Source organism: Halomonas sp. 707B3, from assembly GCF_024158645.1.
Lineage (GTDB): Bacteria > Pseudomonadota > Gammaproteobacteria > Pseudomonadales > Halomonadaceae > Vreelandella > Vreelandella lionensis.
In genome coordinates, this window is the sequence record NZ_JAMZBE010000001.1 from 1 (window position 1) to 12,967 (window position 12,967).

Annotated in this window: 11 protein-coding genes; all 11 read right to left on the reverse strand. The window is 45.9% G+C overall.

Annotated elements, in window-relative coordinates; translation table 11 throughout:
- Positions 1-217: 217 nt before the first annotated feature.
- The 11 genes from BIS10_RS00005 to BIS10_RS18850 all read right to left on the reverse strand — a co-directional run bounded on the left by BIS10_RS00005 (position 218) and on the right by BIS10_RS18850 (position 12,752).
- Positions 218-409: a hypothetical protein gene (locus BIS10_RS00005; protein WP_253501172.1), complete on the reverse strand. Its 192-nt coding sequence runs from the start codon at positions 407-409 to the stop codon at positions 218-220.
- A gap of 6 nt (positions 410-415) precedes the next feature.
- Positions 416-772, reverse strand: coding sequence for a hypothetical protein (locus BIS10_RS00010; protein ID WP_392567136.1), 357 nt, complete (start codon positions 770-772; stop codon positions 416-418).
- A gap of 309 nt (positions 773-1,081) precedes the next feature.
- Positions 1,082-1,852, reverse strand: a complete 771-nt coding sequence (locus tag BIS10_RS00015) for a cephalosporin hydroxylase family protein (RefSeq protein WP_253501038.1) — start codon at positions 1,850-1,852, stop codon at positions 1,082-1,084.
- Positions 1,849-2,910 carry a class I SAM-dependent methyltransferase gene (locus BIS10_RS00020; protein WP_253501040.1) on the reverse strand — a complete coding sequence of 354 codons (1,062 nt, stop codon included), beginning with the start codon at positions 2,908-2,910 and terminating at the stop codon, positions 1,849-1,851. The genes BIS10_RS00015 and BIS10_RS00020 overlap by 4 nt, the downstream gene beginning before the upstream one ends.
- A 9-nt stretch (positions 2,911-2,919) precedes the next feature.
- The gene (locus BIS10_RS00025) at positions 2,920-3,756 is read right to left on the reverse strand and encodes an NAD(P)-dependent oxidoreductase (protein WP_253501042.1); all 837 of its coding nucleotides are present in this window, start codon (positions 3,754-3,756) and stop codon (positions 2,920-2,922) included.
- The gene (locus BIS10_RS00030) at positions 3,753-4,976 is read right to left on the reverse strand and encodes a class I SAM-dependent methyltransferase (RefSeq protein ID WP_253501044.1); all 1,224 of its coding nucleotides are present in this window, start codon (positions 4,974-4,976) and stop codon (positions 3,753-3,755) included. Before BIS10_RS00030 ends, BIS10_RS00025 begins: the two co-directional genes overlap by 4 nt.
- On the reverse strand, positions 4,973-5,533 hold the full coding sequence (locus tag BIS10_RS00035) for a dTDP-4-dehydrorhamnose 3,5-epimerase family protein (RefSeq protein ID WP_253501047.1): 561 nt from the start codon (positions 5,531-5,533) through the stop codon (positions 4,973-4,975). Before BIS10_RS00035 ends, BIS10_RS00030 begins: the two co-directional genes overlap by 4 nt.
- Entirely contained in the window at positions 5,533-6,615 is a 1,083-nt protein-coding gene (gene rfbG / locus BIS10_RS00040) for a CDP-glucose 4,6-dehydratase (protein ID WP_253501175.1), read from the reverse strand. The genes BIS10_RS00035 and rfbG overlap by 1 nt, the downstream gene beginning before the upstream one ends.
- Complete coding sequence (rfbF, locus tag BIS10_RS00045) at positions 6,606-7,379, reverse strand: glucose-1-phosphate cytidylyltransferase (protein WP_253501049.1); 774 nt, start codon at positions 7,377-7,379, stop codon at positions 6,606-6,608. Before rfbF ends, rfbG begins: the two co-directional genes overlap by 10 nt.
- 10 nt (positions 7,380-7,389) lie before the next feature.
- Positions 7,390-11,052, reverse strand: a complete 3,663-nt coding sequence (locus tag BIS10_RS00050) for a glycosyltransferase (protein ID WP_253501052.1) — start codon at positions 11,050-11,052, stop codon at positions 7,390-7,392.
- 134 nt (positions 11,053-11,186) lie between these two features.
- Positions 11,187-12,752, reverse strand: coding sequence for a flagellin (locus tag BIS10_RS18850; protein ID WP_301281914.1), 1,566 nt, complete (start codon positions 12,750-12,752; stop codon positions 11,187-11,189).
- Between the last annotated feature and the right edge of the window lie 215 nt (positions 12,753-12,967).

Below are 12,967 nucleotides of genomic sequence, written 5' to 3' on the forward strand. Positions count from 1 at the left end.
CCGCGCCAGCGGCAAGCCGATCCATTTGGTGGGCGTTGAGTTTTCAAGCGTTAAGCGGCAGATAGTCGCGTTTGACGTGGAGACACAGCAACCAACCCAGACCGACTCCCTGCATTCGCAATGACCAGAGAGTGAATCAGCAGGCTTCTTAATGGCGCTGGGTAAAGCGCACAGGCTGAAATTTATTCGAATTATTCGAATATAGCAGTGACAGAGTTTATCCTAACGCCATCTTGGTATGCTCGCGCTGCTGCTTGATGGCGCTGTCTAAAATATCCAACAGCGCCTGATAATCTTCCGGCATGGTGATATCCAGCCCGTGTTGCTCTACCCGCGCTATCGTTGCCTGGGTTTCACGAATCAGCGTTTCTAACGCGAGCGCTACTTGTTCATGCTCCTCGGGCTGCATACTCACTTAATGGCCTTGCTGCAGGCGTTGCACCCGCGCATATAGCTGCTTGGCGTTTTCAACCGCTGTGGCTTCGTAAGCATCTAGGGTGAGCAGCATATCTTTACGCGGGTCGTTCATCGCTGCTTCCAGCTCGTTACGGTAGCGTTTTAGCAGATGCTCCAGGTTCATACGAATCATGGTGAGTTCCAGCTGGAACTCCGCCTTCAGCTTGGCATAACGCTCTTTTTTCTCAGGCGCTGTGCTGCTGGCTTCCACAACGGCGCTAATCGTTAGCTTAATCTGCTTTTCAACCGCATTGAGCTTAGGGACAAGATCCTTGACGACCTCTCGGGCTGAGATGGTGGTGCTGGTTTGCGTCACGTTCATTCCTGGCTTTGTTGAATTTCTATTTTTTTATCGCATTCGGCACAATAATCGCAAAAACGGCTATCATCCCACTAATACCCCCCACACCACAAAATGAGGTTTGAGTTTTTCTGCGGGGTTGAAGTAGTTCAGTGGCTTACCCTCCAGACAGAGTCTTTACCCGTCCTTCTGGGCAGCGAACTACAGCATGTAAGCATGTACCGCTCTCGTATCCCACAGGCAGTTAGGGCATGCTGCCCATGGGAGCTTTTATGGTCATCCAGCTTATCCAACCAAACAGCTTCACGACAGGAAAAACTTAAATCAAAATATTCGCTTCAGATACCCATCTGGCGCGACAGTAATCATAAGTTTATTATGGATATCCTTATCTATTTTAAATCCGTCATGTTTTTCAAGGTATTCCCAGACAGCCGTTTTTGGGTTATTACCTGGCCCCCAAGGACGGTCAGGAAACATATCAGCAGGCATATCTTCTACGATGGTGTCAAAGACTACACAATAGCTTCCAACACTCGTCAGCGGCGCATAAGCTTCCAGCTCGGCCAGTACGTGGTCATGGGTATGGTTGGAATCTAGGCACACCAGCACGCGCTCGTAGCCCTTAGCTATTTGTTGAACTTGCTCAACCACGTCAGGCGAAATGCTGGAGCCCTGAATCATTTCGATGCGTGAGAACATTGGGTGAGCTTCAATAGCCTCCCTGTTATGTGCGCGTATGTCGATATCAATACCCAGCACTTTGCGTTTAGACTGATTGGGGTCAATCGTTACGCCTGTCTCGATGGCTTCGCACATATCTAGTAGTGCGAGCATAGATGCACTTAACATCAGAGAGCCGCCGTGGGCGATGCCTGTTTCAATAATCAAATCTGGCTTAACTTCCCAGATTAGCTCCTGCATAGCGACCATATCCTGGGGATACTGGATGATCGGTCTCCCAAGCGCCGAAAAATTATAAGAATACCTAGAAATTATTGATTCAAGCCGGAACTGTCGAGCAGCATTTAGTAAACCATTACTTTTTGAATAACTCTGAACACGCTCTTTCACTTCTTTTTCAAAAGCATTCATTGATCAACTCCAATATAAAAAAATTTGTGACCCGACATACCACTAATCTCGTCAAGGTAATTCGAGTTCATAACAAGTAAAGGTGCACCCGTTGGTAGGTCACGCAAACCTTCATTAGGCGATTGTATCTCTAAACCCGTAACAGGCAAGAATTTCCCTTGCTTTGCTGGATTAATATCGATAACAACATCTACCTTTAAACCTGCTCGTTTACGTAATAACGAGAATATCACGCCTTTTGAAGATCCACCCCAAACACACACAGGGTATTCTTCTCCCCCATCCTTTTGAAATTTAAAGTCAAGGCCGGACAGAAAATCTGATGGAAACGCGACGGCATCGTCTTCATCAAAAACAGGCTCTCTTAGCGAAGCCAGATCAGCAATAACATAAATATACTGACCACCAAAAAAATGGCCACTTTTTATAACCCTACCAAACATTCTAGAGAAATCACTTAATCGAAAATAGTTGACATGCTCATAAAAAATATCAAACCAAGCACGTCTTTCACAAATCCAATCAAAGCAAGGAACTTCAATATAAATTAGCCCACCACCCATATTTGCCGATTGCAACTGAAAAAGGAAATCAACAGGATTTGGCACATGCTCTAAAACATGCCGAAGAACAAACCCTTTAGGATTACCAACGATAACATCAGGAGAAAAATACTTTTTGATAACCCTAGGATTGATGCCATCATATGTTGGGTCAAACCCCGTTATATCGACACCCCGTTCAAGGAGCATCTCTAAAAAAAAACCCTTCCCGCAACCAACTTCAATCAACTTATCTTCACCAAGAAAGCTTTCAACCAATGTTGCTACTTCGTCTAAATGCAATCTAAAGCACTCGCTCAGGCTCTGCTCATTATTATATTTCTCATCATAGACCATCAACTCAGGTTGAAAAGCAGAATTATAAACCAATCCAGTTTGCTGATCCTCAATGATTAAAATATCTCCTAAAGTACAACTTTTAGCTTCTGATACTGTTTCATAAACTCGATTTTGCAGAATCGGAAACCGATCTTGCCGATATAAAACGTTTGTCATGAGAACACCCTATTTACTAGTTGGGATACCAAGTACACATGGTGGATCAATTAAATTATCAGGGCGTGCTCCAAACATAAGCAAATCTCTACGCCCATATTCATCAGCAACTCTCTCCGCTAGCTCTCTAACAGTAATTGGAATTCCCGAGCAAACATTGAATGGTCCCTCACAATTACTTAAGGCAATATCTGCTATCATCTTCCCCGCTTCAGCAACATCAAGAAAGTCCCTAATTTGTTTACCACTAGTCAACTCTGCTGATTTTCCATTTTCGATTTGCTTGCGAATGTAAGGCACTAGCCGACGTTCGTCTTCTCCCTCACCGTAAAGATAGAAGAGCCTACACCAAGCGAATTGGACGGACTGGGCTGGCAGCCACTGTGACAAGCTCAAAAACAAAGCAGCCTTCGCAGAAGCATAAGGTGTTAATGGCTTAAGCGGCGTACTCAAAGAAGCCACACCATTTTCTAAATCATATTCAAAACAAGTCCCAATACCAACAAAGCGCCCTACTCCAGCGACTACTGCACCTTTCACAAGGTTAAGCGAACCAATAAGGCAGTCCATATTTTGACATGCCTGCAAGTACCTTCCCGGCTCTGCATACCAAGCCACATGTACAACAACATCTATATCTCGACATTGTTCTGCCCACCAAGCTTCGCTTTCTGAAAAAAGATCAGTAGTTACCACAACCCTCTCCACACTAGGTGAAGAGGCCATTAATGGCTCTTTTACCTCGCGAATAACAGGTACCACCTTTACCTCAGGGATCCTACATAGCGCTTGCAGAATGTGCTGTCCCACAAAACCAGTCGCGCCAGTTAATAGCACTCTAGTCATAAGATACAAATCTTTGGAATTGCAACAAAAAACTGGATACCGCTTGCCTCCAAAGATGCATTCTGATGTTTGACCTCTTCTGCAATATTCCAGGGCAGGATTAATACATAATCGAGTTTATCTACCGACAAATGCACTGGCTCCAAGATCGGTATATGGCTGCCCGGCATAAACTTTCCCTGCTTGGCTGGTGCAGCGTCACACACTAAAGGAAGCAGATCTGGCTTCACTCCAGCATAATTGAGCAAGGTGTTTCCTTTAGCAGCTGCGCCATAAGCAGCAACTTTTTTCCCTGCATTCTTTTGTTTGATAAGAAAACAAAGCAGGTCATCCTTGATTTTGTTTGCGCGAGCCTGAAAGTCAAGGTAAGTATCCAATTGTTGCAAGCCATAGTTTGACTCTAGTTGCAGCATTGCCACAACTGATTGATGATCTGCCCTATCATCCTCATCATGACAACCGTATATACGTAAACTTCCTCCATGAGTATCCAGTTCTGCAACTTTCCAAATACGTAGGCCTGCAGCCTTAAAAATACGACTTACAGTTGAAAGCGACAAATAAGAGTAGTGCTCATGGTAGATAGTGTCGAACTGGCAATGCTCAAGCAAGCGCATTAGATGGGGAAATTCTAGAGTGATAGTGCCGCTTGGCTTAAGTACTGACTTGAGTCCGCGCGTGAAATCGTTAATATCCGGCACATGAGCATAAACATTGTTACCGATAATTAAATCAGCCTGCCTGCCCTCACGAGCCAGTTGTTTACCCAGCGCTTCACCAAAGAACTCCCGTAAAACAGGAATGCCTTTCTCTTCCGCCGCCGTAGCAGTGCTGTCGGTTGGCTCAATGCCAAGGCATGGTATCCGCATGGCAACAAAGTTTTTAAGCAAATAACCATCATTAGACGCCACTTCGATAACTAGGCTGTTAGCATTAAGGTTCAGTTCACTAGATATTTGTGCAGCATATTGTTCAGCGTGTGCCAACCAGCCGCTAGAGGTACTGGAGAAGTAGGCATAATCAGGGTTAAAGAGTTCGTTCGCCTGGGCGTGATCCTCAGTCTGTACTAGCCAACATTGATCACAAACCTTAACTCTTAGCGGGAAATATTTTTCGGGTTTAGCAAGATCAGCCGCCGTAAGATAGGCATTGGAGGGTGGAGCAAAACCTAGGTCAAGAAACGTGTGACTTAAAGGTACTGCACAATGTCGACAGTTCAAAGTACAACTCCTTCAAAATTATTATCAATCAGCTTATGGGAAGCGTCTCGATCCGACAATTTTTTAATAGGGAGTGGCCAATTAATCGCTAGACGAGGGTCTTGTGAATGCAACCCTCCTTCCATAGCAGGCATGTAACTTTGAGAATGACAATAGAGCATCTCAACGTCATCACTTAAGGCTTGAAACCCATGTGCAAACCCTTCCGGTATCATCAAAGATCTCTGGTTAATTGCACTCAATTCTTCCGCGTGCCAATGAAGAAAAGTAGGGGAGCCGGGACGTAAATCGACAGCCAAATCCCACACCGCACCTTTCAAGCAAGTCACTAATTTCATTTCAGCATAGGGAGCATATTGAAAATGTAGGCCACGCACAGTGCCACTGTGACGTGTAAAGGTATGATTGATTTGCATAATAGGAGTATGCCAACCAGCCTGCTTTAAAAATTCAGCGCAAAAAAGTCGCTGAAGAAAGCCCCGATGATCTCCAATCTGATTCCTTTGCATAAGCATCAGCCCGTTTAATGGGGTGTGGCTCACGGTCAGTAGGCCCATTATGATTTCATACCTTCGATATGTGACTCATAGGCAGTGATATTTTCTAGACAAAGCGCTTGCGCTGACTCCCCTGCAAGCTGGCGCCGATACCAATTCATCGTACAGGCTATAGATTGCCCCAAGTCCCAACGCGGCTCAACACCTAGTGCAGTACGTGCCTTTGCTGTCTCTAGAGCCAACCAATTCGCTTCATGCGGCCCTCCACAACCATTACCCCACTCAATCTCACCGCTCCCAAATGATTTGCGCGCCTTTGTAATAACATCTTCCACGGTAGCTGCATCATGAGGGCGAGGGCCAAAGTTATAAGCCCCTGCTTTTTTGGGCTCCTCATAGAGCTTCTCTGCCAGACGCAAATACGCAGAAAGCGGCTCTAGCACATGCTGCCAGGGGCGAACCGCTGACGGCCGTCTAATATATAATGGGTGTCCGGCACTCCAGGCGCGCACGGCATCAGGCAATAAGCGATCTTCAGCCCAATCGCCACCGCCAATTACGTTACCGGCCCGAGCCGTCGCCACAGCAACCCCTTGCTCTGACAAAAAAGCATCCCGATAACTGGCAACGACCAGCTCAGCAGCAGCCTTACTAGCACTATAAGGATCATGCCCACCAAGATTATCAGTTTCGCGATAAGGATATGGCTGCTCGAGGTTGCGATACACTTTATCGGTGGTAATTGCTACAACTACACGCACGTGCTCCATCTCTCGCAGGCTATCCAGCACATTGGCTGTCCCTTGAATATTAGTAGCATAGGTAGCCAGCGGGTCTTTATAGCTAGCACGCACTAATGATTGTGCAGCCAAGTGAAATACTATTTCTGGTTTAGCTTCTTGCACAATGCGCGAGACGTTATGAGCATCGCGGATATCGCATTCGTAGCTCTTCAAGTTGTTATCTACATTGGCAAGCATATACAAGTTGGGGTTTGTATTAGGCGCTAAAGCAAGCCCTGTTACATTTGCTCCCAAGCGCTGCAACCACAAGACCAACCAACACCCCTTGAAACCTGTGTGGCCGGTCACTAGCACTCGTTTACCCTGCCAAAAAGACGATGATGCCTTATTCATGACCATAGTTTCCAAGGGGCTTTACCTGAATCCCAAAGATGCTCTAGATAATTTTTTTCACGCAGAGTATCCATGGGTTGCCAAAATCCAAGATGTTCAAAAGCTTCCAACTGTCCACTTTTAGCAATGCTTTCCAGTGGACGGCCTTCCCATGAACTTTGGTCTCCATCAATAAATTCCAGAACTTTCGGATTGAGTACAAAAAAACCACCGTTAATCCAAGCCCCATCACCTGGAGGCTTTTCCTGAAAACCACTTACCGAAGTTTCATCCCGAAGTAATGCCCCGTAACGACCTGGAGGCTGTACTGCCGTTACAGTAGCGAGCTTTCCATGTTGCTGGTGAAAAGCAAGTTGAGCGCCGATATCTATATCGGCCACTCCATCACCATAGGTAAAACAAAAAGATACTTCATCACGCACATATTTTGCGACCCGCTTGAGGCGCCCACCTGTCAAAGTTTCTTCCCCTGTATCAACCAATGTCACCCTCCATGGTTCGGCATGTTTTTCATGCACCTGCATTGTATTGCTTGACATGTCAAACGTAACATCTGACATATGCAAAAAATAATTAGCAAAATATTCTTTGATAATATATCCTTTATAACCACAGCAAATAATAAAATCATTAACCCCATAAAAAGAATACAGCTTCATTATATGCCAAAGAATAGGCTTACCACCTATTTCAATCATCGGCTTTGGCTTTAAGTGTGTTTCTTCAGATATTCTGGTACCAAGCCCACCGGCTAATATAACGCATTTCATAACCACCCCTCTAACCAAACCTTGATCTAATAATCTCGTTTGCTTTACTTAAAAGTTGATTCGAACTTAATTCACTCATATATCTAGACAGCCCCCTCAAATCATCTAAGTAATATTTATAAAAACCTTCTCTTTCCAACTTAACATTACTGCCTGCAAGCCTCTCCTCTTGACTTTCACTTCTTTTGTAAAAATAGCGCCTGAAATAGCAAACATCTTCTATATTCTTCAACTTCCCATGCCAAAGCAAATGGCTTATTAAAACATGGTCATTAGAGATTGTTGTTCTAAACACAAAGTCATCTAGAGACTTACGTAAGAAAACAGAATGAAAAACCGTACAGTTTGCAAGCTCAGCAACTGACTTTAAATAACGACTCTCTTTTTTGTTATTTGAAAAATCATAGATTGCGCTGTGAACGACACCTTTCACACATGACTTTTCATCTACTGCCATAGGTTTACCCATTACCATAGAGGCATCAGGACTTTTCTGTATATCTTCAACAACCAAAGACAGATATGAGTCTGATAAAAAATCATGGGCTCCTAACCACATAAAGTACTTCGACTTACTATTATTAAAAACAAACTCAAAATTCCTTCCAGCACCTATATTCTCGGATTGCTGAAATATTTCAAACCGATCATCCCCTGCCACCTCTTCACGGATAATATTTAACGTATTATCCGTAGAGCAATTATCTGAAACTAAAAATCTAACGTCTTTAAAATCTTGTCTCTTTAGAGATTGTAGAGTCTCACGAATATACTTCTCTTCATTATAAACTGGAACCCCTACGCACAGGGTAAACTCACATTGATTACACTCAAGCTGACTAGGGTCATAAATAACTTCACGCGTCACAGCTGGCTTTTTCATTTTCTCAGCCAAACCTTCCTCCACCAAGTACTCCTCAGCCTTCTCCTGACTCACCTCAGCCAACAACTCATACGCCATATCTTTAATGCCATACACCGTGTGCAGCAGGAAGGCGAGTTTGATTCGTTGGTTATCAGATAATGTTGTCATGCGCGCATGGCTGGGTAGGAACAGGACATCGGCGCTTTCCAGCTCGGTGGCTTGGCGCTTTTTGGCGGGTATACTTTCTGGTAAGTGGCTGATATGTCGCGGTGTATTTAAACAATAAAAGCGGAAACCGTTACGGCTGGCCCAATGCTGCAATTCAGCAAGGCTGGGCTGGCGTTCATGAGTTGGTTGGAAAACCGCGGATAATTCAATCACTAGCGTATCAGTGAGCGCTCTTTGACCATGCTCAAGAATGGTGGCAGCATCGCTTAATCCGTCTAACACCAGCCAATCTAAGCTAGCTATCCCTTTGATACTATCCAACGCAATCGTATTAATGGGAAGCGTAGTTAATAACCGGGTGCCTTCACGCTTCCCAAGTGGTTGTTGCTCTGTTGGCAGTGGCTTTAACGTGCTACTCAGGGTAGGGGACATACAGACATACAGGGTAGCGGGCTGGTTGTCGCCTAACAATACGTGCTGGAATAGCTGTATATTCTCGCTATTTGCATACACTTCAGGTTTCTGGACCAAACTTTGCGGATCAAAGGCTATGATCGCAAAGGCACGTGACTTGATCATGAGCGACAATGCCCGATTGCGCAATACTTTACAGGCATTATCTATAGTAACGATCTGACCTTTTATCTCCCAATTAAAGCCACTGCTTTCTTGCTGGGTATTTTTCACTTCCTGCACAACGACATCAACCGGTTCACTTTCGCCCTTGAACCATGCTTGGCCATCTTTATTGAAGGTAAGCGCCTCCGGAGCTTTGCCTTCGCAGTAACGTTGCCAGATGGCACGCAGTGTTATCATTAAGTGCTTGGCAAAACGCGCGCCATCGCACACTGGAGATTGCTTGAGAATGTCACGCAAATGTGTGCGTATCGTAGCTAAACTCTCCAGGTCGCTGGCAAGCTCTATAACTCGTTCCCGGTACTGCTCCCAACTATCCACCACCAGCTCAGGCAAACCTGCGTTGATCAGGTGTGTTGCACTGTGACGTCCTGCAAAGGTCGGCCCTGGTAGAGTCACTACCGGCACGCCCATCAGTAATGATTCACAGGTGGTCAGGCCACCAGAATAAGGCCAAGGGTCTAAGGCAATATCCACTTTACCATAGGCTTCTAGTAGCTTTAGGTGCTTAGCCGGGCCTTCGATAAGTACACGTTTTCTGGCGATACCTTCATGTTCTAAAGTGGCATAAATACGCTCACAAAGCGCCTTGCTGGTATAGGGTTTGTTCTTAAGGAAAAGGCGTGAGTCCGGCAGCTCATGCATGAGCTTCGCCCATTCTCTCAATGTTGTATCATTTAGCTTGGTTGGGTTATTGAAACACCCCAAGGTGATATAGCCATTTTTTTTAGCGGGCAGAGAACGAACTAGCGGCACATTACGCGGTATATGATAGACAATGTAGTCATCGGGTAAGCGAACAAGCTTTTCGACATAACGCTGATCGACTACCTCTTCTGGAGGCGTTTCAATGCTATCGCTCAGTAGGTAGTCTATGGCTTCAATACCAGTTGTATTGATCAATCCACCTACCCACTTAACCAGCAACGGTGCCGGCTGCAGAGCTACGGAATAAGCGCGCGAGCCACTGTTATGGCCAGACATATCAATTAGTATATCAATACCGTCATCGCGAACACATTGCGCAAATGTGTCGCTAGCCAGGTGTTTGATCGGCTGCCATTTGGCAGCAATCTTCTTGAAGCGCTGGGTAATGTGGTCTTCGTCACTGTGCGTCGGGTAGCAGTAGAGTTCAACCTCCTCGGGATGCAGCCGCTCCACTGCTTCAATGATCATGTTGCCAACAGGGTGACTTCTGAAGCCATCCGAAAACATGCCTATACGCAGTATCTTAGCCGGTGACAGGTTACTGGGTACGGGCCGGGCTGGCGGCTGGCGAGGCGCATAGCGTGTTTGCCACTCTTTGCACAATTCAGCGATCTCGTCACTACCCCAATCAGGCGAGTAATGCACCGCCGTTAGCAAATTAGCAAACGGGAGGGGATTATCCTTATCCAGTGCAATCGCTTTCTTGTGATACTCCACTAGCTTGTCAAAATCCCCTAAATCCCGGTACACAACCCCTGCACCATTCCACGCCCTCACATTATCGGGGCTTTGCTCAAGAATATGGTGATAAACATCGAGAGCCTCTTCGTAGCGCGCCAGCTTCATCAGGTTCTGCGCCTTGTACTCCAATAGCTCAGGATTATCAGGGCTTAGTGCCTCGGCAGTTTCAAGAGTTTCAAGAGTAAGTGCATGTTGCCCACTATGGAACTGTAGCGCCACTAAACCAATTAACGCCTGAAGGTGTTGTGGATTGTCTTCCAAAACACTGTTCAGGTATTTTTGCGCCTGCGCCATATTACCCAGCAACGTGTGTGTATACCCAAGCCAAGCAAGGTTATTATGCTCGTTAGGGTTCAGTTGCCCTGATGTTTCCAAGCTGGCAATAGCTTCGTGCAACCGCCCTTTACGCATCTGGATAACCCCCAGCCTGCGCCAGGCGGCGGCATTATCGGGATTCTTGTACGCATTTCTTTCGGCTTCTTCCAGCGTGATGAAATTCTTTCCCCTGGTAGTATGCACTCTGCGAAGGTTCTTTTTACGTACTGGCTTTGCCATGACTTTACCTATCACCCAATTTATCCAGCCAGCATACCTGATGCCTGGGATTTCTAGTTATAAAAAAACCGGCCCACAAGGGCCGGTTATTAAAGCATTGGGGCAAGATGCTGACCCAGTTATCACGCCAGCAATTAACCCAGCAGAGAAAGAACGTTCTGCGGCAGCTGGTTAGCCTGTGCCAGTACGGAAGTACCGGCCTGTTGAAGGATCTGTGCACGTGTCATCTCGGCAACTTCAACTGCATAATCAGCATCTTCAATACGTGACCGTGCCGCAGAAAGGTTAGTCTCATTGGTGCTCAGGTTAGTAATTGCAGACTCAAAGCGGTTCTGCACAGCACCCAGTTCAGAACGAAAGCTGTCAACCTGATTCAGTGCGGCGTCGAGCTTCTTCAGCGGGTCGTCAGTTAGTTGCTTACCTAGCTCGACTGTACCGTCAGTTTCGTTAACTGTGGCGCTATAGTAGACATCCTTACCATCTACACTGCCCTTGACTACATAACCTTCCTGATTACTTTCACTGTTATAAGCAAAGACCTCCACATTATCAGTATCGCCTACCTTCGCAGTATCCAAACCGCTTACATTAATTGTAACCGCGTCCTCTGGATTACTGACGATAGCCCCCGTTACTAAGGTCTCACCATCAAGGTCGCCGGCTGTAGAGCCAGCCACGGAACTGTCGTAGGTGACTTCACCTGTATCATAATCGATAGTTGCAGCATAATAGCTTTCACCATCTTTCACATAGAAATCATTTGCAGGCGTTGTACTATTTCCATTATCTACATATAGCTCTGGTTCAGGATTAGCACTATCATCAAGTGATGCAGGGTCATATGCAACCACCACATCATTGCCCTCGGCATCACTACCAACTACTACATCATCGCCGTCATTTATCTGAGTGAAGACACTAGCATCAGTCGCGTTCATGGCTGCTGCGGACGTTGAGCTAAATTCAAGTTCGCCCGTAGCATTATCATAAGTTACGGCATAACCTTCATTAGCGGTAGCGTCATATGCGAAAAGATTGCCGTTTTCATCTTTATAAAGATCGTAGTTTGTAGCTGCTGTACTACTATCAGTAAAGAAAGCATCTTTAGGATTAAGAGAGGAAGATTCTAACGTTTGTGTTGCCGTTGTCTCAAGATCACTAATACGGAAAGTACTGGTAGCATCAAAGCTTCCCAGCCCAAGCGCGCTGGCCGTAACTTCCTGCAGATTGACTGAAATAGTTTCACCGTCGTTGGCGCCTACCTGAATATCCAACCCCCGATCAGCTGCAAGTACCGCTGTGCCGTTAAAGTTGGTCTCGGCGGAAATACGGTCGATCTCACTAAGACGCTGTGTAATCTCGTCCTGAATTGACTGCAGGTCATCTGCAGAGTTGGTGCCATTTTGTGACTGAACAGTCAATTCACGAATACGCTGCAAGTTGTCATTAATTTGGTTCAAACCACCTTCAGCGGTTTGCGCCACAGAGATACCGTCGTTGGCATTACGCTGTGCTTGAGATAGGCCAGTGATTTGGCTGCTCATACGGTTAGCGATCGCCTGGCCAGCAGCGTCGTCTTTGGCGCTATTGATGCGCAGGCCAGAGCTCAAACGCTCCATAGAAGTTTGCAGAGAATTTTGCGATTCACGCAGGTTCTGCTGACCGATCATCGATGTAATGTTGGTATTGATCACTGACATGGTGATTCTCCTTGCTGGAACACTGGCCTAGAAGGCCCGCTTTTCGGCCACTGTGTGTGCCGTTGTCCTAATTAACGGCTCGAAAGAGAGAACCTTTAGGGTAAATAGTAAAAATTTATGTAATTTTTGGTGAACACTACCCCAACATGGCACTACACAGCTGGCCGAGGCGCTGCATTTTTATGCGTAGAGGGGTATTGTACGTTCATACGAAT